The organism is Lysobacter sp. cf310, from assembly GCF_900114355.1.
GTDB lineage: Bacteria > Pseudomonadota > Gammaproteobacteria > Xanthomonadales > Xanthomonadaceae > Lysobacter.
Map to the genome: position 1 here is coordinate 843,302 of NZ_FOSS01000001.1, position 24,407 is coordinate 867,708.

General features: G+C 70.2%; 21 protein-coding genes, 1 other RNA gene and 1 pseudogene. 6 read left to right on the forward strand and 17 right to left on the reverse strand.

The genetic code is table 11. The annotated features are described in order from the left end of the window. Window positions 1–32: 32 nt before the first annotated feature. The 14 genes from ftsZ to mraZ all read right to left on the reverse strand — a co-directional run bounded on the left by ftsZ (window position 33) and on the right by mraZ (window position 15,825). Window positions 33–1,256, reverse strand: coding sequence for a cell division protein FtsZ (gene ftsZ / locus BMZ45_RS03655; RefSeq protein WP_056179188.1), 1,224 nt, complete (start codon window positions 1,254–1,256; stop codon window positions 33–35). 176 nt (window positions 1,257–1,432) lie between these two features. Then, complete coding sequence (gene ftsA / locus BMZ45_RS03660) at window positions 1,433–2,671, reverse strand: cell division protein FtsA (RefSeq protein ID WP_091632533.1); 1,239 nt, start codon at window positions 2,669–2,671, stop codon at window positions 1,433–1,435. Then, window positions 2,668–3,423: a cell division protein FtsQ/DivIB gene (locus BMZ45_RS03665; protein ID WP_091632536.1), complete on the reverse strand. Its 756-nt coding sequence runs from the start codon at window positions 3,421–3,423 to the stop codon at window positions 2,668–2,670. Before BMZ45_RS03665 ends, ftsA begins: the two co-directional genes overlap by 4 nt. Beyond that, on the reverse strand, window positions 3,420–4,397 hold the full coding sequence (locus BMZ45_RS03670; RefSeq protein ID WP_091632538.1) for a D-alanine--D-alanine ligase: 978 nt from the start codon (window positions 4,395–4,397) through the stop codon (window positions 3,420–3,422). The genes BMZ45_RS03665 and BMZ45_RS03670 overlap by 4 nt, the downstream gene beginning before the upstream one ends. Next, window positions 4,394–5,827, reverse strand: a complete 1,434-nt coding sequence (gene murC, locus BMZ45_RS03675; protein ID WP_091634044.1) for a UDP-N-acetylmuramate--L-alanine ligase — start codon at window positions 5,825–5,827, stop codon at window positions 4,394–4,396. The genes BMZ45_RS03670 and murC overlap by 4 nt, the downstream gene beginning before the upstream one ends. Before the next feature lie 8 nt (window positions 5,828–5,835). Beyond that, window positions 5,836–6,951, reverse strand: coding sequence for an undecaprenyldiphospho-muramoylpentapeptide beta-N-acetylglucosaminyltransferase (murG, locus tag BMZ45_RS03680; protein ID WP_254776520.1), 1,116 nt, complete (start codon window positions 6,949–6,951; stop codon window positions 5,836–5,838). Beyond that, a complete protein-coding gene (ftsW, locus tag BMZ45_RS03685) occupies window positions 6,948–8,249 on the reverse strand; it encodes a putative lipid II flippase FtsW (protein ID WP_091632541.1) in 1,302 nt (433 codons plus the stop codon). Before ftsW ends, murG begins: the two co-directional genes overlap by 4 nt. After that, complete coding sequence (gene mraY, locus BMZ45_RS03690) at window positions 8,249–9,334, reverse strand: phospho-N-acetylmuramoyl-pentapeptide-transferase (RefSeq protein WP_091632543.1); 1,086 nt, start codon at window positions 9,332–9,334, stop codon at window positions 8,249–8,251. Before mraY ends, ftsW begins: the two co-directional genes overlap by 1 nt. Continuing rightward, window positions 9,324–10,730: a UDP-N-acetylmuramoyl-tripeptide--D-alanyl-D-alanine ligase gene (gene murF / locus BMZ45_RS03695; RefSeq protein ID WP_091632546.1), complete on the reverse strand. Its 1,407-nt coding sequence runs from the start codon at window positions 10,728–10,730 to the stop codon at window positions 9,324–9,326. Before murF ends, mraY begins: the two co-directional genes overlap by 11 nt. Then, window positions 10,727–12,184, reverse strand: a complete 1,458-nt coding sequence (locus tag BMZ45_RS03700) for a UDP-N-acetylmuramoyl-L-alanyl-D-glutamate--2,6-diaminopimelate ligase (RefSeq protein WP_091634050.1) — start codon at window positions 12,182–12,184, stop codon at window positions 10,727–10,729. Before BMZ45_RS03700 ends, murF begins: the two co-directional genes overlap by 4 nt. A 17-nt stretch (window positions 12,185–12,201) precedes the next feature. Beyond that, entirely contained in the window at window positions 12,202–14,166 is a 1,965-nt protein-coding gene (locus BMZ45_RS03705; protein ID WP_091632549.1) for a peptidoglycan D,D-transpeptidase FtsI family protein, read from the reverse strand. Next, on the reverse strand, window positions 14,163–14,429 hold the full coding sequence (gene ftsL, locus BMZ45_RS03710) for a cell division protein FtsL (protein ID WP_091632551.1): 267 nt from the start codon (window positions 14,427–14,429) through the stop codon (window positions 14,163–14,165). Before ftsL ends, BMZ45_RS03705 begins: the two co-directional genes overlap by 4 nt. Next, window positions 14,426–15,367 carry a 16S rRNA (cytosine(1402)-N(4))-methyltransferase RsmH gene (gene rsmH / locus BMZ45_RS03715; RefSeq protein ID WP_091632553.1) on the reverse strand — a complete coding sequence of 314 codons (942 nt, stop codon included), beginning with the start codon at window positions 15,365–15,367 and terminating at the stop codon, window positions 14,426–14,428. Before rsmH ends, ftsL begins: the two co-directional genes overlap by 4 nt. A gap of 11 nt (window positions 15,368–15,378) precedes the next feature. Next, complete coding sequence (mraZ, locus tag BMZ45_RS03720) at window positions 15,379–15,825, reverse strand: division/cell wall cluster transcriptional repressor MraZ (RefSeq protein WP_057160503.1); 447 nt, start codon at window positions 15,823–15,825, stop codon at window positions 15,379–15,381. 441 nt (window positions 15,826–16,266) lie between these two features. Here mraZ and BMZ45_RS03725 point away from each other — a divergent pair, with 441 nt between their 5' ends. After that, window positions 16,267–16,845, forward strand: a complete 579-nt coding sequence (locus BMZ45_RS03725) for an ester cyclase (protein WP_091632554.1) — start codon at window positions 16,267–16,269, stop codon at window positions 16,843–16,845. Between the two features lie 402 nt (window positions 16,846–17,247). Here the strand turns inward: BMZ45_RS03725 and rnpB are convergent. Beyond that, window positions 17,248–17,608, reverse strand: an RNA gene (gene rnpB / locus BMZ45_RS03730) — RNase P RNA component class A. Between the two features lie 101 nt (window positions 17,609–17,709). Between rnpB and BMZ45_RS03735 the strand changes: the two genes are divergently transcribed. Further along, the gene (locus tag BMZ45_RS03735) at window positions 17,710–18,051 is read left to right on the forward strand and encodes a hypothetical protein (protein WP_091632557.1); all 342 of its coding nucleotides are present in this window, start codon (window positions 17,710–17,712) and stop codon (window positions 18,049–18,051) included. Window positions 18,052–18,184: 133 nt separating this feature from the next. On the opposite strand, the gene BMZ45_RS03740 is transcribed toward BMZ45_RS03735, so the two are convergent. Beyond that, window positions 18,185–19,591, reverse strand: a complete 1,407-nt coding sequence (locus tag BMZ45_RS03740; RefSeq protein WP_139215374.1) for an SH3 domain-containing protein — start codon at window positions 19,589–19,591, stop codon at window positions 18,185–18,187. A gap of 78 nt (window positions 19,592–19,669) precedes the next feature. Then, a complete protein-coding gene (gene rsmI, locus BMZ45_RS03745; protein ID WP_091632563.1) occupies window positions 19,670–20,494 on the reverse strand; it encodes a 16S rRNA (cytidine(1402)-2'-O)-methyltransferase in 825 nt (274 codons plus the stop codon). 239 nt (window positions 20,495–20,733) lie between these two features. On the opposite strand from rsmI, the pseudogene BMZ45_RS03750 reads away from it, so the two are divergent. From BMZ45_RS03750 to BMZ45_RS03765, 4 genes and pseudogenes are all read left to right on the forward strand, one after another. Then, window positions 20,734–22,002, forward strand: a pseudogene (locus BMZ45_RS03750) (penicillin-binding protein activator); the annotation flags it as partial. A gap of 10 nt (window positions 22,003–22,012) precedes the next feature. After that, window positions 22,013–22,405, forward strand: a complete 393-nt coding sequence (locus tag BMZ45_RS03755) for a YraN family protein (protein ID WP_091632569.1) — start codon at window positions 22,013–22,015, stop codon at window positions 22,403–22,405. 6 nt (window positions 22,406–22,411) lie between these two features. Continuing rightward, window positions 22,412–22,948 (forward strand): metal-dependent hydrolase, encoded by a 537-nt coding sequence (locus tag BMZ45_RS03760; protein WP_091632572.1) that lies wholly within the window; start codon window positions 22,412–22,414, stop codon window positions 22,946–22,948. Further along, on the forward strand, window positions 22,945–24,327 hold the full coding sequence (locus BMZ45_RS03765) for an FAD-binding oxidoreductase (protein ID WP_091632575.1): 1,383 nt from the start codon (window positions 22,945–22,947) through the stop codon (window positions 24,325–24,327). The genes BMZ45_RS03760 and BMZ45_RS03765 overlap by 4 nt, the downstream gene beginning before the upstream one ends. The last annotated feature ends 80 nt before the right edge of the window (window positions 24,328–24,407 follow it).

Consider the following 24,407-nt stretch of genomic DNA (forward strand, 5'->3'; position numbering starts at 1 on the left):
CGCCTCACTCCTCTGCGCTCACTACTCGTTACTCAGTCCGCCTGCCGGCGCAGGAACGCCGGGATGTCCAGGTAGCTGCTGTCGTTGCCGAAGTCGGCCACGGCCGGGGCCGAGGTCTCGACCGGGCGCGAACCGCCGCGCAGGCTGCCGCCGAAGCTGGGCATCGGCGAGGACGGCATTTCGTCCATGGCCGAGAACTCCGGCTGGCCGGTGGTCGCATTGCGCACCAGCTGGATCGGGGCGCGCTGCGATTCGCGCTCGTAGCCCTGGCCGCGCACCGACTGCTTGGCGGCGACGCGGTTGAGGCCGGTGGCGACCACGGTGACCTTGACCTCGTCCTGCATGTCCGGATCGAGCACGGTGCCGATGACCACAGTCGCATCCTCAGAGGCGAAGCCCTCGATGGTGCGGCCGACCTCGTCGAACTCGGCCATGGTGAAGTCCGGACCGGCGGTGATGTTGACCAGGATGCCGTTGGCGCCGGACAGGTTGACGTCGTCCAGCAGCGGGTTCTGGATCGCCGATTCGGCCGCGGCCTGGGCGCGATCGTCGCCGCGCGCCGAGCCGGTGCCCATCATCGCCAGGCCCATCTCGCTCATCACGGTGCGCACGTCGGCGAAGTCGACGTTGATCAGGCCCGGACGCACGATCAGGTCGGCGATGCCCTGCACGGCGCCCAGCAGCACGTCGTTGGCGGCGCGGAAGGCCTGGATCATGGTCGCGTTGCGGCCGAGCACGGTGATCAGCTTCTCGTTCGGGATCGTGATCAGCGAGTCGCAGTGGTGCGACAGCTCCTCGATGCCCTTGAGCGCGACCTGCATGCGGCGACGGCCTTCGAACGGGAACGGCTTGGTGACCACGGCGACGGTCAGGATGCCCATCTCCTTGGCCAGCTGCGCCACCACCGGCGCGGCGCCGGTGCCGGTGCCGCCGCCCATGCCGGCGGTGATGAAGACCATGTCGGCGCCGGTCAGCGCGTCCATGATGCGTTCGCGGTCTTCCAGCGCGGCCTGACGGCCGACTTCCGGATTCGCGCCCGCGCCCAGGCCCTTGGTGACGTTGCTGCCCAGCTGCAGCTGCAGCTTGGCGCCGCAGTTCTTGATCGCCTGGGCGTCGGTGTTGGCGGTGATGAACTCCACGCCGTCGACGTTGCCGCTGACCATGTGCGCCACGGCGTTGCCGCCGCCGCCGCCCACGCCGACGACCTTGATGACCGCGTTCGGGGCCATTTTTTCAACCAATTCGAAATGTGCCATGTCCTCGTCCTCGTTATGTATTGCTAGTTATGGATACATCGCTGGTGCCGCATGAAAACCTTCGCCGCCGCCTCGCCTGCCCGCGCGATCCGGGCCCCAGCCCGGATCCGGAATCGGCGCCGATCGCATCCGGCTCGATTCCTTGAAACCCACGTCGCTCACGACCGTTCGCCCGGTCAGAATTCGCCGCGATACCAGTTCTTGATCTTGTTGAAGAAGCTGCCGGCGCGGCCGGTCGGAATCACCGAGCTGCGCCGCGGGTGTTCGATCTGGCTGCCCATCAGCAACAGGCCGACGCCGGTGGCGTGGACCGGGTTGCCGACCACTTCGCCCAAGCCGGTCACGTGCTGCGGAATGCCCACGCGCACCGGCATCTGCAGCATTTCCTCGGCCAGCTCGACCACGCCTTCCATCTTCGCGGCGCCGCCGGTCAGGACCATGCCCGCGCGCACGTGCTGTTCGAAACCCGAACGGCGCAGCTCGGCCTGGATCATTTCGAAGATCTCCTCGTAGCGCGCCTGCACCGCCTGCGCCAGCGAGTGGCGCGGCATGCGCCGCGGCGGCCGGTCGCCGACGCTGGGCACCTGGATCGATTCCTCGGCGGTGGCCATCTGCGCCAGCGCGCAGGCGTAGCGGACCTTGATCTGCTCGGCCTCGGGCGTGGGCGTGCGCAGCATGTGGGCGATGTCCTCGGTGACCTTGTCGCCGGCGATCGCCAGGCTGGCGCTGTGCGCGATCGCGCCCTGCACGAACACCGCGATGTCGGTGGTGCCGGCGCCGATGTCGACCAGGACCACGCCCAGTTCGCGCTCGTCGATGGTCAGCACCGCGGTGCTGGAGGCCAGCACGCTCAGCACCAGGTCGTCGACCTGCAGGCCGCAGCGCTGCACGCACTTGCTGATGTTGGCCGCGGCCGACTGCGCGCACACCACCAGATGGGCGTGCACTTCCAGGCGCACGCCGCTCATGCCGACCGGGTTGCGGATGCCTTCCTGCGAATCGTCGAGCACGTAGTCGCGCGGGATCGCGTGCAGGATCTTCTGGTCGGCCGGGATCGCGACCGCCTTGGCCGCCTCCAGCACGCGGTCGAGATCGCCGTAGGTGACCTCGCCATCGCGGATCGGCGCGATGCCCTGCGAATTGCGGCACTGCACGTGGTTGCCGGAAATGGAGGCGTAGACCGAGCGGATCTCGCAGCCGGCCATCAGTTCGGCTTCCTCGATCGCGCGCTGGATCGACTGCACCGTCGACTCGATATCGACCACCACGCCGCGCTTGAGCCCGCGCGATTCGTGCGATCCGATGCCGATGACCTCGATCGGGTTGCCGGGCGAGTACTCGCCCACCAGCGCGACCACTTTCGAGGTGCCGATGTCGAGGCCGACGATCAGCGATTTGTCGCCTTTGCGATTCATGACTTTTCCTGCTGCTGTTGCGTTGCGGCCGAAGGCGCCGTGACCGGCGCCCACGACAGCGCGAAACCATTGGTGTAGCGAAGGTCGGCGCGGGCCAGGATCTGCACCCGTTGCGCCAGCAAGCGCGGCATCAGCCGCACGAAGCGCGACAGCCGCGCGCGCGCCTGCTCGCGTCCGACCACGACTTCGGTACCGCCTGGGGCGGCGCCGTTGACCAGGCCGAGGGTGCAACTGCCGCGCTGGTCGATCTCGACCCGCTGCACCTCCATCCCGATCGGCGCGAACATCGCGCGCGACTCGTTGTACAAAGCCACCACCTCGGCCACCCGCGCTTCCGGGCCGGCGAACTGCGGCAGGCCCTTGGGCACCTCGATGCCCTGGGCCGGGAACAGCCGGCCCTGCTCGGACAGCAGGCGGTCGGTGCCCCAGCGCGCGAACGGCCGGTGCTCGGCCACGCTCACCTCCAGCACGTCCGGCCAGCGCTTGCGCACCTCGGCGTGCTCGACCCACGGCAGCTTGGCCACCGCGGCCTGCGCCGAGGCCAGATCGACCGCGAAGAAGCCGCGCTGCGCGTAAGGCAGCAGCGTGCGCCGCAACAGCGCCTCGTCGACGCGATCGAACTGCCCGGTCACGCGCAGCTTGCGCAAGGGCCATTGGCCCGCGCCGATCCAGCCGTTGAGCACGGCGACCACCGGCAGCGCGACCAGCGCCAGCGCGAGCAGCCAACCGATGAGGCGCAGCATGGCGTTCACGCCGTGGCACCTCCTTGCACGGTCGCCTCGAGCACGCGCCAGCACAGCTCGTCGTACTCGATCCCGACCTGACGCGCCGCCTTGGGCACCAGCGAATGGCTGGTCATGCCCGGCGCGGTGTTGACCTCGATCAGATACAGCTGGCCGCTGACGCGATCGCGCATCACATCGACCCGGCCCCAGCCCTTGCAGCCGGCGGCGACGAAGGCGCGCATCGCGATGCGGCGGATCTCGTCCTCGACCTCGCCTTCCAGGCCCGGGCACAGGTATTGGGTGTCGTCGGCGATGTACTTGGCGTGGTAGTCGTACCAGGGGCCCTTGGGCACGATCCGGATCGACGGCAGCGCGGTGTAGCCGTCGCCATCGATCAGCACCGCGACGGTGAGCTCGTCGCCGATCACCATCTGCTCCATCAGCATCTCGCCCGGGTAGCGCGCGGCCAGGGCCACGGCCTCGTCGATGTCGGCGTCGGCCAGCACGCGCGACACGCCCACGCTGGAACCTTCGCTGGACGGTTTGATGATCACCGGCAGGCCGATCTCGCGCGCCGCCGCGTGCACGTCCTCGCCCTTGGCGATGCGCTTGTAGCGCGGGGTCGGCAGGCCTTCGGCCATCCACACCTGCTTGGTGCGGATCTTGTCCATCGCCAGCGCCGAGCCGAGCACGTCCGAGCCGGTGTAGGGCACGCCCAGCGCTTCCAGCACGCCTTGCAGCACGCCGTCTTCGCCGCCGCCCTTGTTGCCGTGCAGGATATTGAACACGCGATCGACGCGGCCGGCCTGGATCGCCTCGATCAACGCGGGAATGCCGTCGATCGCGAACGCGTCGACGCCGCGCGAGCGCAGCGCCTCGAGCACCCCGCGGCCGGAATCCAGCGACACCTCGCGCTCGGCGCTGGTGCCGCCCATGAGCACGGCGACCCGTCCGAACACGACAGGATCGGTGACGCGGAGCGGTGCGAACTGCGAACTCACTTGGATTCTCCCTGGAAACCTTGGCTGGCGATCTGCTGCGCGGCGTGGCCGATGTCGCCGGCCCCCATCATCAGCAGCAGGTCGCCGTCGTTGAGGACGTCGGGCAGCACCGCGGCCAGTTCGGCCGCGCCGCCGACCACCACCGGATCGATGCGGCCGCGCGCGCGGATCGCGCGCGCCAGCGACTTGGCGTCGGCGCCGGCGATCGGCGCTTCGCCGGCCGGATAGATCTCGGTCAGCACCAGCGCGTCGACGCTGGACAGCACCGCTGCGAATTCGTCGAAGAGGTCGCGGGTGCGGCTGTAGCGATGCGGCTGGAACGCCACCACCAGACGCTTGTCCGGCCAGCCGCCGCGCGCGGCGGCGAACACGGCCTCGAGTTCCTTGGGGTGGTGGCCGTAGTCGTCGACCAGCTGCACGTTCGCGCCCTTGGCGGTGCGCAATTGCGCGAGCAGGTTGAAGCGACGGCCGATACCGGCGAAGTTCTGCAGCGCGCGCGCGATCGCGTCGGGTTGCACGCCCAGCTGCCAGCCCACCGCGGCCGCGGCCAGCGCGTTCTGCACGTTGTGGCGGCCGGGCAAGGCGAGGGTCACCGGGGTGCGGGTCGCGTCCGGCAGGCACAGGGTGAAGCGCATGTTCGGGCCGTGCTGCTCGACGTCCTCGGCGCGTACGTCGGCGGCCTCGTCGAAGCCGTAGGTCATGACGTGGCGCGGGGTTTCCGCGGCCAGCGCGGCGACCTTGGGGTCGTCGATGCACAACACCGCCAGGCCGTAGAACGGCAGGCGGTGCAGGAATTCCTCGAACGCGGCCAGAACCTTGGCGAAGTCGCCGCCGTAGTTTTCCAGGTGATCGGCGTCGATATTGGTGACGATCGCGATCTGCGGATTCAGGCGCAGGAAGCTGCCGTCGCTCTCGTCGGCCTCGGCCACCAGCCACTGGCCGCCGCCCAGGCGCGCGTTGGCGCCGGCGGCGAGCAACTGGCCGCCGATCACGAAGGTCGGATCGATGCCGCCCTCGCCAAGCACGCTGGCGGCCAGCGAGGTGGTGGTGGTCTTGCCGTGGGTGCCGGCGACCGCGATGCCGCGGCGGAAGCGCATCAGTTCGGCCAGCATCTCCGCGCGCGGCACGATCGGAATGCGCTGCGCGCGCGCTTCCATCAGCTCCGGGTTGTCGCGCCTGATCGCGCTGGACACGACCACGCAGTCGCTGCCCAGCACGTTGGCGGCGGCGTGGCCGCGATGCACGGCGATGCCCAGCGACGCCAGGCGGCGGGTCACCGCGTTGTCGGCCATGTCCGAGCCGGACACCTGATAGCCCAGCGTGCACATGACCTCGGCGATGCCGCTCATGCCGGTGCCGCCGATGCCGACGAAATGCACGCGCGGGAAGGCCTTGGCGAGATCGCCCGTGTGCTGCAGCCGGCGGCGCAGGGCCGTACTCATGCCGGCTTCCTCATGTTCGATTGCTCCAGGACGATGTCCGCGACCCGTTCGGCCGCGTCGGGTTTGGCCAGCGCGCGCGCGGCCAGCGCCATCTGCAACAGGCCCTCGCGCTCGCCGAGAATTTCGATCGTGGCCGAGATGCGCTCGGCCAGGTCGCTGCTTTGCGGCAGCAGCTGGGCCGCGCCGCGGTCGACCAGGAACTGCGCGTTCTTGGTCTGGTGGTCGTCGACCGCCTGCGGGAACGGCACCAGCACGCTGCCCACGCCGGCCGCGCACAGCTCGGCCAGGGTCAGCGCGCCGGAACGGCAGATCACCAGGTCGGCCCAGGCATAGGCCGCGGCCATGTCGGCGATGAAGGGCTCCACCGATGCGGCCACGCCGGCCTCGGCATAGGCGCGCACCGCGTCCTCGCGCAGCTTCTCGCCGCACTGATGGCGCACTTCATAGCTCAGGCGCCCGCGCAGGCCGGCGATCGCCTTGGGCACCGCCGCGTTGAGCGCGCGCGCGCCCTGGCTGCCGCCCAGCACCAGTAGGCGCAGCGGACCGCTGCGGCCGGCATAGCGTTCGGCCGGCGGCGCCAGCGCGGCGATCTCGGCGCGCACCGGGTTGCCGACGACCTCTTCCTTGCCGTTGGCGAAGGTGTCCGGAAAGCCGGTCAGCACCTGCCGCGCGAACCTGGCGAGCACGCGATTGGTCAGGCCCGGGGCGCGGTTCTGCTCGTGCACGATCAGCGGAATGCCGGTCAGGCGCGCGGCGATGCCGCCCGGCCCGGCCGCGTAGCCGCCGAAGCTGATCACCGCGCGCGGCTGGCGCTGGCGCAGCACCTGCGCCGCGGCGCGCACCGCGCCCAGCACCTTGAACGGCGCCGCCAGCAGCGCGGCCGCGCCCTTGCCGCGGATGCCGCGCACGGCGATGGTGTCGATCGCGATGCCGTGCTGCGGCACCAGACGCGTTTCCATGCCGCCATCGGCGCCCAGCCACAACACCGGCGCGCCGCGCGCGATCAGCGCGCGCGCGACCGCCAGGCCCGGGAAGATGTGCCCGCCGGTGCCGCCAGCGAGGATCATCACCGGACGCAGGTCGGAGTCGGTGGCGGCGCGGTTGGCGCTCATGCCGTCCTCCCCAGGCTGGGTTCGATGCGCTGGCGCAGGCGGCTGGTGCCGCGCACCGGCTCGGCGGCGACGCCGGCCGGCAGCGGATTCGCGGTCGCCGGCACGCCGGCGGAGGGCTGCACCGCCTCGGTGCGCAGGCGCGCGACCTGGCGCTGGGCGCGGTCGAGTTCGTAGGACACGCGCAGCAGCACGCCCAGGGCGGCGCAGGTCATGATCACGCTGGAACCGCCCGAGGAAATCATCGGCAGGGTCAGGCCCTTGGTCGGCAACAGGCCCAGGTTCACGCCGATCGAGACGAAACTCTGCAGGCCGACCCACAAGGCGATGCCGAAGGCGACGTAGCCGGAGAAATGGCGGCGCATCTCCACGCACTTCAGACCGATCCACAGCGCGCGCCCGGTCAGCAGGGCATACATGCCGACCACGGCGCACACGCCGACGAAACCGAATTCCTCGGCGATCACCGCCAGGATGAAGTCGGTATGCGCCTCGGGCAGATAGGACAGCTTCTGCACCGACGCGCCCAGGCCCACGCCCAGCCACTCGCCGCGCCCGACCGCCATCAGCGCGTTGGTCAGCTGGTAGCCGGTCTTGAACGGGTCCGACCACGGATCCAGGAACGAGGTCAGTCGGCTCACGCGGTAGGGTTCGGCGATCGCGACGATCGCCAGCACCGGCAGACCGATCAGGACGGGGCCGAACATGCGCGGCATGTTCACGCCGCCCAGCACCAGCATGCCGGCGGTGATCGCCAGAATCAGCGAGGAGGAGCCGAAGTCGGGCTGCAGCAGCAGCAGGGCCACCAGCACCACCGCCACGCCGATCGGCTTCAGCATCGCCATCCAGGTCGCCGAGATGTCTTCGCTGAAGCGCTTGAGGTAACTCGCCAGCCACAGGATGTAGAGCAGCTTGACCGCCTCCACCGCCTGGAAATTCGACACGCCCAGGTTCAACCAGCGACGCGCGCCGTTGACGCTTTTGCCGATGCCGGGTACGAACACCGCCAGCAGCAGCACCAGGCACACCAGCAGCAGCACCTGGTTGTACTGCTCCAGGGTCTTGAGCTCGGTGCGCATCAGCCACACCGCCGCCACCAGGCCCACGGCCAGGAAGATCGCGTGCTTGACCAGGAAGTAGAACGGGCCGACGTCGAGCCCGTCGGCGATGCCGATCGAGGCCGAGCCGACCATGACCAGACCGACGCAGGCCAGCGCGCACGACACCGCCAGCAGCCACGGATCGTAACGTCCGTGGATGGCGTCCAGTCGTGTTGCCTGGCGTGCGGCGGTGTCGTTCATCAGCGCACCTTCAAGGTCGCCAGGCCGACGAGGACCAGCACCACCGAGATGATCCAGAAGCGCACGATCACGCGCGGCTCGGGCCAGCCCTTGAGCTCGAAGTGGTGGTGGATGGGCGCCATCCGGAACACGCGCTTGCCGGTCAGCTTGAACGAGGCGACCTGGATCATCACCGACAGGGTTTCGATCACGAACACGCCGCCCATGACCACCAGCACCAGTTCCTGGCGCACGATCACCGCGACCGTGCCCAGCACCGCGCCCAGCGCCAGCGCGCCGATGTCGCCCATGAACACCATCGCCGGATAAGTGTTGAACCACAGGAAGCCCAATCCCGCGCCGGCGATGGCCGCGCAGATGATCACCAGCTCGCCCGCCCCCGGCACCTGCGGAATCTGCAGATAGTTGGAGAACACCGCATTGCCCGAGGCGTAGGCGAACACGCCCAGCGCGCAGGCCACCAGCACCGTCGGCATGATCGCCAGACCGTCGAGGCCGTCGGTCAGGTTGACCGCGTTGGAGAAGCCGACGATCCAGAAATAGGCGATCGCGATGAAGGTCACGCCCACCAGCGGCAGCGCGATCGACTTCAGCATCGGGATATAGAAGGTGGTCGCGGCCGGCGCATCGGCGGTGTAGTACAGGAAGATGCCCGCGGCCAGGCCGAAGATGGACTGCAGCAGGTACTTCCAACGCGACTTCAGACCGTTCGGGTCGCGGTGCACGATCTTGATCCAGTCGTCGTACCAGCCGATCGCGCCGAACGCCAGCATCACCGCCAGCACCAGCCAGACATAGCGGTTGCGCAGGTCGCCCCACAGCAGCACCGAGGCCAGCACGGTCATGATGATCAGGGCGCCGCCCATGGTCGGCGTGCCGGCCTTGGAGAAATGCGTCTGCGGGCCGTCCTGGCGGATCGGCTGGCCGCCCTTGTACTGGGCGAGCTTGCGGATCACCGCCGGCCCCCACCACAACGACAGGCCCAGCGCGGTCAGGGCGCTGAGGATGCCGCGGAAGGTCAGATAGCCGAACAGGCCGAACAGGCTCTGCAGTTGTTCCAGCCAGCGCGTCAGTTCAAGCAGCATGCGTCGGTTCCTCCCCGTTCGGCGACGCGTCGCTGGCCAGCAGCGCTGTCACGATTCGATCCATCGCGCTACCGCGCGAACCTTTCACCAGCGCGCGCACACCCTCGCGCAGCTCCGCCGCGAGCGCCTGTGCCAGCGCCTCGTGACTGTCGTAATGGGTGGCGCCGTCGCCGAACGCGCGCGCCGCTTCGGCGCTGAGCGTGCCCAGCGCGAACAGACGCTTAAGCCCGGCGCCCTTGGCGCGACGGCCGGCCTCGGCGTGCATCGCCGCGCCGTCCGGGCCGAGTTCGCGCATGTCGCCCAGCACCAGCCAGCCCTCGCCCGCGCGGCCATGCGCGGTGGCGTCGGCGAGCGTGTCGATGGCCGCGGCGACCGAGCCCGGATTGGCGTTGTAGCTGTCGTCGATCAGCACCGCGCCGTTGCGCAGGCGATGGGTGACCAGACGCCCGGACACCGGACGCGCGGCGTTGAGCCCGGCCGCGGTGATGTCCAGCGCGACCCCGGCGCCCAGCGCCAGCGAGGCCGCGGCGAGCGCATTGCGCACGTTGTGGCGGCCCGGGATGGCCAGCGCGATCGCGGCCTCGCCCTGCGGCGAGGTCAGCACGAACTGCGAGCCTTCCTCGCCCAGGCGAATGTCGCGCGCGCTCACGTCGGCGCTCGCGTCCAGGCCGAAGCGGATCAGGCGGCGGCCGTGCGCGCGCTCGGCGAAATACGGCGCGAAGGCGTCGTCGGCGTTGATCACCGCCACGCCGTCCGGCGGCAGCGAGTCGTAGACGGCGGCCTTGGTGTCGGCGATCGCGAGCAGGCTGCCCATGCGCTCCAAATGCGCGGGCGCGACGTTGTTGACCAGGGCCACGCGCGCGGGCGCGATCGCGGTCAGGTAGGCGATGTCGCCCGGCGCACCGGTGCCCATCTCGTAGACCGCGTACTGCGCGTCCTCGGGTGCCGCCAGCACCGCCAACGGCATGCCGATCTCGTTGTTGCGGTTGCCGGGCGTGGCGTAGGCGCGGCCGGCGCGCTCCAGGATCGCGATGGTCAGGTTCTTGACGCTGGTCTTGCCGCTGCTGCCGGTGATCGCCAGGGTGATCGTGGCGCTGCGCTCGCGCTGCACGGCGGTGGCGAATGCGGCGAGCGCGCGCTCGGTGTCGGCGACCACCACCTGCGGCAGCGCGACCTCGAGCGGGCGCGAGACCAGCGCGCCGGCCACGCCGGCGGCGGCCGCGGCGGCGACATGGTCGTGGCCGTCGAAACGCTCGCCCTTGAGCGCGACGAACAGCGCCTCGCGCGCCTCGGCCAGGGCACGGGTGTCGGTGACCACGGACGCGACCACGGCGTCCTCGCCATGCAGGCGGCCGGCGGTCATGCGCGCGATCTCGGACAGGCGCAGCGGCTTCATGCCCGCACCTCCAGCGCCGCGCGCGCGACGTCGGTGTCGTCGAAGGGGTGCTTCACGCCGTCGATTTCCTGATAAGGCTCGTGGCCCTTGCCGGCCACCAGCACGATGTCGTCGGCGCCGGCAGCGGCTATCGCGCGGGCGATCGCGGCGGCGCGGTCGCGCAGCACGATCGCGCGTTCGGGATGGGCGAAGCCGGCGACGATGTCGGCGACGATGGCGTCGCCGCTCTCGCCGCGCGGGTTGTCGTCGGTAACCACGACCGTGTCCGCGCGCGCCTCGGCGATCGCGGCCATCTGCGGGCGCTTGCCGCGGTCGCGTTCGCCGCCGCAGCCGAACACGCAGATCAGGCGCGCGCGCGCGTGGCCGCGCAGCGAGCTCAGGGCCTGATCCAGTGCGTCGGGCGTGTGCGCGTAATCGATCACCACCAGCGGGCGGCCGTCGCCGCCGAGGCGGTTCATGCGGCCATGGATCGGCTGCAGTTGCGACAGCGTCGCGGCGATCTGCGCGGGCGCATCGCCCAGCGCGTACAGCGCGCCGGCGACCGCCAGCAGGTTGTCGACGTTGAAACGGCCCAGCAGCGGCGAGGCCACCGCGTGCGCCTGGCCGTCGACCACCAGGTCGAAGCCGATGCCGCGATTGTCCAGGCTCAGGCGCTCGGCGCGCAGCTGCGCGCCCTCGGCGCCGCGCGAGCTCAGGCCGATCGCGCGCACGTCGGCCGACAAGCCGGCGTGCAGCTCGCGCCCGAACGCGTCGTCGAGATTGATCGCGCCCGCGCGCAAGCCCGGCCACGCGAACAGCCGCGCCTTGGCCGCGCCGTAGCTGGCCATGTCGCCGTGATAATCGAGGTGGTCGCGGGTCAGGTTGGTGAACACGCCGACATCGAAATGCACGCCGTCGACGCGCCCTTGATCGAGCGCGTGCGAGCTGACCTCCATCGCCACCGCCTGGGCGCCGGCGTCGTGCATGTCGGCCAGCAGCTCGTGCAGCTGCAGCACCAGCGGAGTGGTGAATCCGGTCGGCACGATCTCGCCGTAGAGCCCGGCGCCGAGCGTGCCGATGGTGCCGCAACGCAGGCCGCGCAGGTGCCAGGCCTGCGCCAGCAACTGCACGGTCGAGGTTTTGCCGTTGGTGCCGGTCACCCCGACCATGGTCATCGCGGCGCTGGCGCGGCCGTGGAATCGGTCGCCCATCTCGCCCAAGCGCGCGCGCAAGCCCGGCACGGCGATGGCGTCGTCGGGCGCCGGCAGGTCTTGCGGCGCGGGCGGTTCGAACAGGATCGCGCTGGCACCGGCGGCACGCGCCTGGGCGACGAATTTCAGCCCGTGCGCGCCGAAACCGGCGATCGCGACGAAGGCATCGCCTGCGCGCACCGCGCGGCTGTCCAGGGTGAGCCCGGAGATGCTCAGGCCGGCCGGCACCGCCGCCACGTCGGGCAGCAGTTCGGTCAAGGGCATGGCGCGGCGCGCGGCGTTCATCGCCCGGCTCCGATCGGCGCCACCGCGCCCGCCGCCACCGGCGGCAGATCGGCGGGCAGTTCTTCGATGTTCTCGCTCACGCTGTCGGCGTCGATCGGCAGCACCGGGCCGCTGGGCTTGCCGCCGTTGGCCTTGAGCCGCTTGGCTTCGGCCGCCGACTGCGCCGCCAGCCAGGTGTCGATGTCGTCGGGCGCCACGTCCATCAGGCGCAGGGCGCCGTCCATGACATTGCGGAACACCGGGCCGGACACCGAGCCGCCGTAATAGCCGCGCATCGACGGATCCGGCTCGCTGATGACCACGGTCATGGCGAAACGCGGGCGCTTGACCGGCACCACGCCGGCGAACAGCGAGATGTACTTGTTGGAATAACCGCCGGTGCCGCTGAACTTGCGCGCGGTGCCGGTCTTGCCGGCGACGTGGTAGCCCAGGATCGCCGCGGCCTTGGCGGTGCCGCCGGGTTCGGTCACGGTCTGCATCATGCGCATGATCTCGGCCGAGACCTTCGGATCCATCGCCTGGTGCGGTTCGTTGCGCTGGCCGCGCACGAAGGTCGGCGCGATCAGCTTGCCGCCGTTGGCCATCGCCGCGTAGGCCATCGCGATCTGCAGGGGCGTCGCCGACAGGCCGTAGCCGTAGGACATGGTCGCCTTGGTGGTGCCGCTCCAGCGGTCCGGCGGCATCAGCACGCCCGAGGACTCGCCGGGGAAGCCGCTTTCGGGCTTGCTGCCGTAACCGAAGCCCTTCACGAACTGATAGTAGTAGTCGTTCGGCAGCGGCAGCGCGAGTTTGGCGGCGCCGACGTTGGAACTCTTGGTGATCACGCCGGTGACCGTCAGCACGCCGTAGTTGTGCGTGTCGTTGATGCGGTAACGGCCATTGGGCATCGAGCCCGGCCGGGTATCGACGATGGTGTTGGGCGTGACCCGGCCCGCCTGCAGGGCCGCGGCGATGGTGATCGGCTTCATGGTCGAGCCGGGCTCGACCACGTCGGTGACGGCGCGGTTGCGGTGGGTGTCCGGATTGCCGGACCCCAGCAGATTCGGGTTGTAGGTCGGCAGGTTGGCCATCGCCAGCACCTCGCCGGTGTCGACGTCCAGCACCACCGCCGAACCGCTGCTGGCCCCGGTTTCGAGCAGGGCGCGGCGCAGTTCGCGATAGGTCAGGTACTGGATGCGGCGGTCGATGGTCAGGGTCAGGTCGTGACCAGGCTCGGCCGACTTGACCAGATCGACGTTCTCGATGATGCGGCCGGCGCCGTCGCGGATCACGCGCTTGGCGCCCGGCTTGCCGCGCAACCAATCGTCGAAGGCCAGCTCCAGCCCTTCCTGGCCGCGGTCGTCGATATTGGTGAAGCCCAGCACATGCGCCATCGCTTCGCCCTGCGGGTAGAAGCGACGGAACTCGCGCTGCGAGAACACGCCGGGAATCTTGCGCGCGAGGATGCGGTGGGCTTCGTCCGGATTGATCCGGCGCTTGAGGTACAGGAATTCCTTGCCCGAGCGCTGGCTGAGCTTGCGGGTCAGGTAATCGGTGGGCACGCCCAGCGCCGCCGCCAGCTCGGGCAGACGCGCCGGATTCTTCAGCAGTTCCTTGGGATTGCCCCAGATCGACTCGACCGGCGTGGACACCGCCAACGGCTCGCCGTTGCGGTCGGTGATCATGCCGCGCGAGGTCGGGATCGGAATCTCGCGCAGCGCGCGCGCATCGCCCTGCTGGCGGTAGAAGTCGTTGCCGATCACCTGCAGATAGAACGCGCGCCCGACCAGCGCCATCGCGCACAGGCCCAGGGCGCCGCCGACGATCAGCAGGCGGTTGCGCAGATCGAAACGCGCGCGCCCGCGCGGCTTGCCGGCGCCGCGATCGGAGGGACCGCGCGAATACGGGCCCTGGCGCTTGCCGCGCTCGCCGAGCAGACGGTCCAGCGGGCCGCTGCGGTGGTCGTCGCGCCGGCCGCTCATGGCTTGATCACCACGGTTTCGACGCCTTCTGGAAACTTCATGCCCAGGCGGTCGCGCGCGACCTGATCGATGCGGTTGCTCTCGGCCCAGGTCGCCTGCTCCAGCTGCAGGCGGCCGAATTCGATGTTGAGCTCGTCGCGCTCGCGGTCGAGCTTGTTGATCTGCACGAAGTACTGGCGGTGCTGATGGCGCGCGTAGACCACGGCCAGGGCCGAGGCCAGGTTGGCCACCACCAGCACGGTCAGGAGTAGGCGCAGGGTCATGCCGCCTCTCCCAGCTTCTCGGCCACGCGCAGCACCGCGCTGCGCGCGCGCGGGTTGTCGGCGGTCTCGTCGTCCAGCGCCTTCTGGGCGCCGCCTACCGCCAACAAGGTCGGCGTGAACGCCAGCTCGATCGGCATGCGCCGGTTGGCCGGCGGAGCCTTGCTGTGGCGCAGGATGAACTGCTTGACGATGCGGTCTTCCAGCGAATGGAAGCTGATCACCGCTAACCGGCCGCCGGGCTTGAGCCGCGCCAGCGCGCCGTCGAGCCCGGCCTCCAGATCGGCCAGCTCGCGGTTGATGTGGATGCGGATGGCCTGGAAGCTGCGCGTGGCCGGATGGATCTTGTCGCCGCCGCGCGGCACCACCGAGGCGATCAGGTCGGCCAGCTGGGCGGTGCGGGTCAGCGGCTGCTCGCCGCGGCGGGCGACGATGGCGCGCGCGATGCGGCGGCTCTGGCGCTCTTCGCCGTAGGTCCACAGCACGTCGGCAATCTCGCGGTCGGAGGCCTCGGCCAGCCACTGCGCCGCGCTCTGGCCGCTGTCGGGGTCCATGCGCATGTCCAGCGGGCCGTCCTTGCCGAAGCTGAAACCGCGCTCGGCCACGTCCAACTGCGGCGAGGACACGCCCAGGTCCAGCAGCACGCCGTCCAGGCCGGCCTCGGCCGCGTCCCAATGGGCGAGCTCGGCGAAGCTGCCGCGGAAGATCGCCACGCGCGGATCGGCGCCGAACTCGCGTTCGGCGACCGCGATCGCTTCGGGATCCTTGTCCATCAGCAGCAGCCGGCCTCCGGCGCCGAGTTGATCGAGTACGCCGCGCGCGTGACCGCCACGGCCGAACGTGCCATCCAGGTACGTCCCACTCCCGTCGATGCGCAGGCCGTCCAGGACCTGCCGATACATCACGGGGAGGTGGCCGGACCGCGCACCCGGGCGCTCCATGCCACCGCCCGTCACAGCTGCAGGTCGAGCAGCTCGTCGCTCAGATCGTCGTCGGTAATGGTCTGACGGATCTGGGCGTGATGCGCCTGCTCGCTCCACAACTCGAATTTGTCGCCCATGCCCAGCAGCACGGCCTTCTTCTCTATGCCCACGGCGGCGCGATGGCTGGCCGGCACGGTGATGCGGCCGTTGCCGTCGAGCTCGACGAAGGAGGCCGCGCCGACCAGCTTGAGCTGGATGTTGCGGTTGACCTTCTTGGCCTTGGGCAGGGCGTTGACCTGGTCGCGCACGCGCTCCCAGATCGCCAGCGGATAGAGATAGAGGCTGCCGGCCTCGAACGGGTTGTAGGTGATGACCAGACGGTTGCCGCAATCGCGCGCGACGAGGTCCCGGTAAGCGGTGGGCACCGCTAGCCGGCCCTTGTCGTCGATCGTGATGGCGGTTTCGCCCTGGAACATTGCCCACCTTGTGCGGCGCCCCTCTCTACCGGACGGGTCGCCTGGTTAGGTCCGCCTCGCGACGGATCACCTGCGTACTGGCCGCCAACCGGCGGCCAAGACCTCCGAAAAAACCACAAAAAACCCGGTTTTCCCTCGGATGCCCACCTTAGCACTGCGCACAAGGTTGTCAACAACTTTTGAGACGGAATTTCGCTAGGCGCATCAATGGCTTGCGGCAATCTTCAGAACTTTATTCAAGACTTATCCACTAACCTTTGTTTCGTCTCATATTTTGAGATTCTGGCGATTAGTTTGACCGTCGTCGCAGTCCGGAGCCGAATTTGCGCCGTCGTGCTGCGTCGCAGCATTTCGTCTCATCAAACGGTGAGCCAGGTAACCGAACGCCGGCTTAACCAAACCGGGCCCACGCTGGCGTTCCGCCCACCCCAGGAACCGCCCATGACCGCCCTGCGACCCGCGTTGACCGCACTGCTTCTGTGCCTGGGCGCCGCCGCCTGCGCGCCCCGCCAGGCCCCCACCGCCGCCACGCCTACGCCCGCGAACGACGCCGACCGCGCCGCGCTCGCGCAGTTGCGCGCCGAGCAAGCCCAGGAACAAAAGCACCTGGAAAACTTCGACGATCTGGACTTCAACGTGTACAGCGGCCGCAAGTGGGAGGAGTTCCACCGCAGCCATGCGGCCAACATCCTGGTCCACTACCCCGACGGCCACACCACCACCGGCCTGGACGCGCACTTGGCCGAACTCAAACCGCAGTTCGTGTTCGCGCCCGACACCCGCATCAAGGTGCATCCGGTCAAGGTCGCGCAAGGCAACCTGACCGCGGTCATCGGCGTGATGGAAGGCAGCTTCACTCAGCCGATGCCGATCGCCGGCGGCAAAACCCTCGCCCCCACCGGCAAGGCCTTCAAACTCGACATGGCCACCGTCGGCCGCTGGGAAAACGGCGTGATGGTCGAAGAGTGGCTGTTCTGGGACAACCAGGCTTTCATGAAGCAGATCGGTTTGGCGAAGTAGTCCGCACGCCGATTTTTTTGCTGCGCATGCGCGAAACAAAGAGCGCGCGAAACGAGAATTTCGGCGCGAATCCGATGCCCCGCGTGCCCTCACCCCAGCCCTCTCCCGTAAACGGGAGAGGGAGCAAAAGCGCAAGCCATACAAAGCACAGATGCCCCCCGACATCGCCACGATGTGAAGAGCCCCCTTAGTAAGGGGGCGCGGCGACAGCCGCGGGGATTGGAAGCACATAGCGGGGCTCGAACTTGCGCAGCAAGTTTGGGATTTCGTGCGCAGCACGAAATGCCCCCCTTAGTAAGGGGGCGCGGCGACAGCCGCGGGGATTGGAAGCGATAGCCTGGGGCCCAAAGTTTTCTACGAAAACTTTGGGGCTTTTTTAGACGCCCTCGGCGTCTAAAAAAGCGGCGGAGCCGGCCGTAAGCCGGGTTCTGTCGTGAGCAGTCATTCCTCTAGGCGCAACGTCACCGTTACGCTCAAGCAGCCTACCCGGAGACACCGCGGGCCGCGGCATAGTCTCCCTATTTGGCCTTGCTCCCGGTGGGGTTTGCCGTGCCGGTCCGTTACCGGACTCGCGGTGCGCTCTTACCGCACCGTTTCACCCTTACCACGCGCGTCTTGCGACGCCGTTCGGCGGTTTGCTCTCTGTTGCACTTTCCGTCGGCTCGCGCCGCCCAGGGGTTACCTGGCACCGTGCCCTGTGGAGCCCGGACTTTCCTCGGCACCCGATCCTGCGATCCGATGACGCGACTGCCTGGCCGACTCCGCCGCGCGTATTGTCGCACGTGGGACGCCACGCCGACGCGGCAGGGCTAAATTGGCGAACAGGCACAAAGCGCGCGCTCAGGTAAGGATCGGTTGGAACCCATGCATAGCGACGACCCGGAAGACCATTACCCGCTGTATCCGCTGGGCATGTTGCGCCGTCACGGCCTGATCGGCGCCCAGGACCTGGCCCAGCGCCTGCCCGACTGGACCGAGCAACAACTACGCGACGCCTTCTGGCCGGCGTATCGCGCCATCCGCGAAACCGAAACCGAGCTGGAACGTTCGTCGGGCATCGACGGCGGCGAGCGAGTGCTGGCGCTCAACGGCCAGCCGATCTTCGTTTCCGAGGACAGCTGGAACTTCCAGGTGCTGGCCGGCCCAGCGCTCATGGATCGATTGGTCGCGGCGCTCGCGCCCTCACGCGCAACGCAAACCGACTAGCGGCCCGCGAACGCCAGTCCAAAAGCAGGTCATCGGTGCGGCTGCGGCCACACCACCGCCTTCGCGCACAGCCGCCCGCTCAACGGTCCACGCTTCGGCACTTCTGCCTGCCCCGCCCTGTCGCAAACGCGATTCAGCAACCGCCGCCACCGCCGCTGGCGACCACGCTCCAATCGCGCTCGCCGCGCCGCCACACCTGATAACGCCAGCTCTCGTAACCGCGGCCGATGAAGATCAGCTCGCTGCGACCGTCGCCGTCCAGGTCCAGGTGGTCCAGGTAACTGTGCGAGCGCGAACTTTCCCCGCCCTCGCCGACCGCCGCATCGCGATGGGCGACGCGGTGCCCGCCCTTGCCGTCCGACTCCACGATCAGCATCGCGTAGACCTCGGCTTGCGGATCGTCGCCGCGGTCGTCGGCACCAGCGAGATAGGCGTACAACGTGGCGATCAGCACGCGCGGCCCTTGCCCTTGCGATCGCGCCGCGGCGAACTGCAGGCCGCTCGCGGCCTCGGCGCGCGCCGCGACCATCGCCGCCTCGACCTTCGCCGGCGGCAGGCCCTGTCCGCGCAGTTCCTTGCGCAACAGTCGCTCCAGCAGGGCCCGTTCCTTGGCATCGGGTTCGGCCTCGGCCTTCGCCGTCAGCGGCCGCAGCGGGAAATTGGCCACGATGCCGGCGCCCAGCGGCGTGTCGGCGGCGGCGCCCACGCGCTGCGCCAAGGCCACGTCCGACTCGCAACTGGGCTCGGTCTTGCCGAGCACGCGCAGCAGGCCGGCATCGATGCCGCGGCGGTAATAGTGATAGACGCGGCCGGGCCGGAAATACGCCGGCACGCGACGCGGGTCGCCGACCGGCAAGCTGTCGTCGCCGGCCGTGTACGGCCCATCCTGCAAGCCGCCTTCGCTGAGCTCCGCCAGCGGACTGAGCAATTGGCCGTCATAGGCGAAAATCAGGCGCGGCTCGCCCGCCTCGCGGCTTACCTGGGGTTTGCGCAAGGTCGCCAAGGCCAGTTCGGCCTGCGCCAACGCTTCGGTATCGCCGGCCTCGCGCAACGCGTCGATATGCAGACGGTGTGCGCGCTCGTCGAATGGCGCCAGCGCCAGCGCGCGCGCGCCGAGCAGACGGCGGCCAGCGCGATCGGCGGCCGGCAGCGCGAGGTAGTCCTTACGTAATGCCTCCACGGTCGGTGCGGCCGCGCCGAGCAGATCGCTGCGCACCCAACCGATCACGCCGGAGTGGTGTTGCGCCCATACCCGCGTCCAGCCGTCCTCGTCGCAACCGCCCTCGAGCTGGGTTCCGATCGGAAGCTGCGCGCGCGCCTGGCTGGCCGGATCGGGCTTCTCGTGCAACATCGCCACGCTCGCTTGCACGTAGCGCGCACCGCGCTCGCAGGCGTCCGCGGCGATGCGGGCCGCATGCTGCCTGGCTTGCTCGCGCTCGGCTCGGTGGGCCAGCGCCGCCGCCGTTTCGGCCGCCGCCTGCGCACGGTCGGGCCGCTCCTGCGGCGCGGCCACCACCACGCCGGCCACGAGCACGGCCATGCCCAGGCCCGCACGCCAGCGCAACCTCCGCCTCGCCCCCATCGCCCCGCCCTTCGCGCCGCCTTGGACGCCCTTGGTTCAATCGCCGCCGTACAGCGCCTTGCGCGGCGCCCCGCTGAGCTCGGCGGCGACCTTGGCCGCCTGCGACGGCTTCAGATACTCGACCAGCTTCGCATACAGCCGCCGCCCTTCGACGACTTGCGCATCGGCGTCTTCGCCCGCGCCTTCGATCATCACCACGAACTCGCCCTTGCGCTGATTGGGGTCGGCCGCGACGCGTTCGCGCAATTGCGCCAGGCTGCCGTCGAGCACGGTCTCGAACAGCTTGGTCAGTTCGCGCGCGAGCACCGCCGGGCGCTCGTCGCCGAACGCGGCCGCCATGTCGGCCAAGGCTTCTTCGATGCGGTGCGCGGATTCGTAGAACAGCAGGGTGCGCGGCTCGGCCGCCAGCCGGCTCAGGCGCTCGCGGCGCGCGGAGGCCTTGGCCGGCAGGAAGCCTTCGAACGCGAACCGGTCAGAGGCCAGCCCGGCCACGCTGAGCGCGGCGATCGCGGCGCAGGCGCCGGGCACCGGCGAGACCCGGATGCCGGCCGCGCGCGCGGCGCGTACCAGGCGGAAACCGGGGTCGCTGACCAGGGGCGTGCCGGCGTCGGACACCAGCGCCAGCGAGTCGCCGGCCTGCAGGCGCGCGACCAATTGCGCGGCCTGGGCGTCCTCGTTGTGCTGGTGCAGGGCCAGCAGCGGCCGCTCCAGGCCGAAGTGGGACAGCAGCTGACGGGTGTGGCGGGTGTCCTCGGCGCAGATCGCGGCGACGTTGCGCAGGGTCTCCAGCGCGCGCGGCGAAAGGTCGCCGAGGTTGCCGATCGGGGTCGCAACGATGTGTAGGGTACCGGGGCTGTGCATCGTGCTTCCGTGTCGGGGCCGGGTAGAATCCTAACCGGTCCCCCAAGGAACGCCGCGTCGCGGCGGGAAGCAAGCCGATGCGCCTTCAGCTCGAGATCGCAGGATCCACCCTTACGCCTACCGCTGCCGGCCGGGTCGGCTGGCGCGGTGCGCGGTACGCCTTCGCCGCCCTGGCGTTGGGCCTCGCGCTGGCGGGCTGCGGCACGGTGACCACCCATACCGGCCCGGCGCCGGCACGCACCGCCGGCCATCCGCTGGTCGTCCAGGCCGGCGAGCTGGCGCGCAACGGCGCCGCCCTCAGCGGCGCGGCGCGCAGCGAGAACGACAGCCAGATCGAGCGCCTGCTCAACCAGCTCGACAACGACAGCCTGGCCCGCGAAGCCGCCGCCCTGCCGGCCGGCGACCCGCTCTACAACTACGCCGGCCGCGCCCTGCTGCGCCGCGGTCTGCCGCTGCCGCGCCCGTTCGATCGCAATCTGCGCCTCGATCCCAGCCGCCCGCCGGCCGACAGCGACGGCTACCGTCCGCCGAACAAGATCGCGGTGCTGCTGCCGCTGTCCGGCGGCCTGGCCACCGCCGCCTCGCCCGTGCGCGACGGCTTCCTGGCCGGCTACTACGGCGAGAACCGCCGCCGCCCGGACGTGGTCTTCTACGACACCCTCGGCACCGCCGGCGGCACCCTCGCCGCCTACGACAAGGCCGCCGCCGAGGGCAACGATTTCGTGGTCGGCCCGCTCGGCCGCGACGAGGTCAGCGCGCTGTTCGGCAAGGGCGAGCTGCCGGTGCCAGTGCTCGCGCTCAACCGCGGCACGGTCGCGCCGCCGTCCGGCAACGCCAGCTTCTCGCTGTCGCCGGAAGACGAAGGCATCGCGGCGGCCGACTACCTGCTCGGCCGCGGCGCGCGCCGCGTGTTGGTGGTGGGCGGCGGCGACGACGGCCAGAACCGCGCGGTGGCCGCGCTGCGCGCGCGCCTGAACGAGCGCGGCGCCGCGGTCAGCGACGTGGTCGGCGAAGGCACCGCGGATTTCGCGCCGTTCGCCAACAAGGACGGCGGCGTCGATGCGATCTTCCTCGCCGTCAAAGGCGCCTCGGCGCGCACCCTGATGCCCAAGCTGGCCCTGGCCGGTCTGGGCGGCAAGCCGCGCGTGGCGACGTCCTATGTGCTGTCGGGTACCGGCAAGCCGGAGCAGGACCGCGTGCTGGACGGCATCGTGTTCCCGTCCGAAGCCTGGACCACGCGCGGTGTGCGCGGACTCCCGGCGGCGGCCTCCGCCGGCCAGACCCTGCCGACCGCGCGCGGGCCGGCCGCGCGCCTGTTCGCGTTCGGCTACGACGCCTGGCTGCTGTCGGCCTACCTGGAACGCATGGCGACCGCCAGCGACGGCCAGGTCACCGGCGCCACCGGCACCCTGCGCATCGACGGCTTCGGCAACGTGATGCGCACGCCGGCCTGGTCGACCTTCAGCAGCGGCGTCGCGGTGTCGCTGAGCGACGTGGCGCGCCAGTAAACCGGCCCGCATGTCCGCGCCGACCGACCGACGCAGCCGCGGTGCGGCGGTCGAGGCCGCCGCGCGCACGCACTTGCTCGCGCAGGGCCTGCGCGACATCGCCGCCAACGCCAACTTCCGTTTCGGCGAACTCGACCTGGTGATGCTGGACACCCGCGCAAGCGAGGACTGCGTGGTGTTCGTGGAAGTGCGTTACCGCCGCAGTGCGGCCTTCGGCGGCGGCGCGGCCTCGATCGACCGCGGCAAACGCCGGCGCCTGGTCCAGGCCGCGCAAGCCTTCCTCGCCGCGCACCGTGCCTACCGCAACGCGCCCTGCCGCTTCGACGTGATCGAAGCCGACGGCGACCCCGACGCGCCGCGCCTGCATTGGCTGCGCGACGCCTTCCGCGCCGACGAGATCTAGACCCGCATGCCGACCGTCATCAGCCACGCCGTAGTACCGCTGGCACTGGGCTGGGCCCTGGGACCGCGCCGGATCGACCGGCGTTTGCTGGTGGCCGGCGCGCTCGCCGCCATGCTGCCCGACGCCGACGTGGTCGCGTTCAAGTTGGGCATCGCCTACGCCGACGATTTCGGCCATCGCGGCGCCAGCCATTCCTTCGTATTCGCCGCCGCGGTCGGCGCGCTGGCTGCGCTCGCCAGCCGCTGGTTGCGCACGCCGCCGTTGTGGGCGGCGCTGTGGCTGGCGGCGTGCGTGGCCTCGCATCCCGTGCTGGACGCGTTCACCGACGGCGGGCTCGGCGTCGCCCTGTGGTGGCCGTGGTCGGACGCGCGCATCTTCGCGCCATGGCGGCCGATCGAGGTCTCGCCGATCGGCGCGGGCTTCTTCAGTCTGCGCGGCCTGCATGTGCTGTGGTCGGAGATCCAATGGGTGTGGCTGCCGACCCTGCTGTCGGCCGCGCCGCTGGCCTGGCTCGCGCGCCGGCGTGCGGGTGCGCGCGCATGAGCGCGCTGCCGGCCGAGCTCGCGCGCACGCTGGCCGAGCTGCTCGGCGAGGGCTGGCTCACCGATCCGGGCGAACGCCTGGCCTACGCCTACGACAATTCGCGCCGCGAGGCGCTGCCCGACGCGGTCGCGCTGCCGCGCACGCGCGAGCAGGTGCAGGCGCTGGTGCGCGCCTGCCGCGCGCATCGGGTGCCGGTGGTCGCGCGCGGGCGCGGCACCAACACCACCGGCGCCTCGGTGCCGGTCGCGGCGGGCGTGGTGGTCTCGTTCGAACGCATGGACCGCATCCTCGCGATCCGCCCCGGCGACCGCTGCGCGGTGGTCGAGCCCGGCGTACTCAACGGCGAGCTGCAGAGCGCGCTCAAGCCGCACGGTCTGTTCTGGCCGCCGGATCCGACCAGCGCCGCCTTCAGCACCGTCGGCGGCAACCTGGCCTGCAACGCCGGCGGGCCGCGCGCGGTCAAGTACGGCGCCAGTCGCGACAACGTGCTCGCGATCACCGCGGTTGCCGGCACGGGCGAGCTCATCGTCTGCGGCACCGCGACCACCAAGGGTTCGACCGGCTACGACCTGCATCGCTTGTTGGTCGGCAGCGAGGGCACCCTGGCGCTGATCGTCGAGGCGAGCCTGCGGCTTACGCCGTCGGCGCCGCAGCGGCGCGCGCTGCGCGCGATCTACCGCGATGTCTCGTCGGCGGCGCTGGCGGTGGCGCGCCTGATGGCGCAGCCGGTCACGCCCTCGATGCTGGAATTCATGGACGGCGACGCCTTGCGCCTGGCGCGCGACGTCGGCGGCGCGGATCTGCCGCACGAGGCCGGCGCGCTGCTGATGGTCGAGGCCGACGGCGATGCGGACACCTTGCCGCAGGCGATCGAGGCGCTCAAGCGCGCGGCCGCCGGCGAAGGCCTGCTGGCGCTGGACGATGCGGCCGACGAGGCCGCGCGCGAAAAGCTCTGGGCCGCGCGCAAGGCGCTGTCGCCGGCGCTGCGCACGCTCGCGCCGGGCAAGATCAACGAAGACGTGGTGGTGCCGGTGTCGCGCATCCCGGAACTGGTCGACGGCGTGCAGGCGCTGGCGCGCGAGTTCGCGCTGCCCATCGTGTGTTTCGGGCATGCCGGCAACGGCAATCTGCACGTCAACCTGCTCTACGACCCCGCCGATGCCGATCAGAGCCTGCGCGCGAACGCGGCGATGGCGCGCGTGTTCGCACTCGCGTTGGGCTTGGGCGGCACGCTGTCGGGCGAGCATGGCATCGGCCTGGCCAAGCGGGAGTTCATGGCGCAGGCGATCGATGCGCCGACGCTGGCGCTGATGCGGCAGCTCAAGGCGGTGTTCGATCCGGAGGGGATACTCAATCCGGGGAAGTTGTTGCCGGATTGAGGGGTCGTGGGAGACGCTGGTAGCGAGGGTGTCGGGCCGTGCGCGAGCGATTTTCATCGCGCAGAAGCAAATCCCCCTCA

Coding starts and splice junctions, on each gene's coding strand:
- murG (WP_254776520.1), bottom strand. CDS start 6,951: ATGAGCGCCAACCGCGCCGCCACCGACTCCGACCTGCGTCCGGTGATG.
- BMZ45_RS03760 (WP_091632572.1), top strand. CDS start 22,412: ATGCCGACCGTCATCAGCCACGCCGTAGTACCGCTGGCACTGGGCTGG.
- BMZ45_RS03725 (WP_091632554.1), top strand. CDS start 16,267: ATGACCGCCCTGCGACCCGCGTTGACCGCACTGCTTCTGTGCCTGGGC.
- ftsZ (WP_056179188.1), bottom strand. CDS start 1,256: ATGGCACATTTCGAATTGGTTGAAAAAATGGCCCCGAACGCGGTCATC.
- BMZ45_RS03755 (WP_091632569.1), top strand. CDS start 22,013: ATGTCCGCGCCGACCGACCGACGCAGCCGCGGTGCGGCGGTCGAGGCC.
- mraZ (WP_057160503.1), bottom strand. CDS start 15,825: ATGTTCCAGGGCGAAACCGCCATCACGATCGACGACAAGGGCCGGCTA.
- rsmI (WP_091632563.1), bottom strand. CDS start 20,494: ATGCACAGCCCCGGTACCCTACACATCGTTGCGACCCCGATCGGCAAC.
- ftsA (WP_091632533.1), bottom strand. CDS start 2,671: ATGAATCGCAAAGGCGACAAATCGCTGATCGTCGGCCTCGACATCGGC.
- BMZ45_RS03765 (WP_091632575.1), top strand. CDS start 22,945: ATGAGCGCGCTGCCGGCCGAGCTCGCGCGCACGCTGGCCGAGCTGCTC.
- murF (WP_091632546.1), bottom strand. CDS start 10,730: ATGAAGCCGCTGCGCCTGTCCGAGATCGCGCGCATGACCGCCGGCCGC.
- ftsW (WP_091632541.1), bottom strand. CDS start 8,249: ATGAACGACACCGCCGCACGCCAGGCAACACGACTGGACGCCATCCAC.
- ftsL (WP_091632551.1), bottom strand. CDS start 14,429: ATGACCCTGCGCCTACTCCTGACCGTGCTGGTGGTGGCCAACCTGGCC.
- BMZ45_RS03735 (WP_091632557.1), top strand. CDS start 17,710: ATGCATAGCGACGACCCGGAAGACCATTACCCGCTGTATCCGCTGGGC.
- BMZ45_RS03740 (WP_139215374.1), bottom strand. CDS start 19,591: ATGGCCGTGCTCGTGGCCGGCGTGGTGGTGGCCGCGCCGCAGGAGCGG.
- BMZ45_RS03700 (WP_091634050.1), bottom strand. CDS start 12,184: ATGCCCTTGACCGAACTGCTGCCCGACGTGGCGGCGGTGCCGGCCGGC.
- rsmH (WP_091632553.1), bottom strand. CDS start 15,367: ATGGAGCGCCCGGGTGCGCGGTCCGGCCACCTCCCCGTGATGTATCGG.
- mraY (WP_091632543.1), bottom strand. CDS start 9,334: ATGCTGCTTGAACTGACGCGCTGGCTGGAACAACTGCAGAGCCTGTTC.
- BMZ45_RS03705 (WP_091632549.1), bottom strand. CDS start 14,166: ATGAGCGGCCGGCGCGACGACCACCGCAGCGGCCCGCTGGACCGTCTG.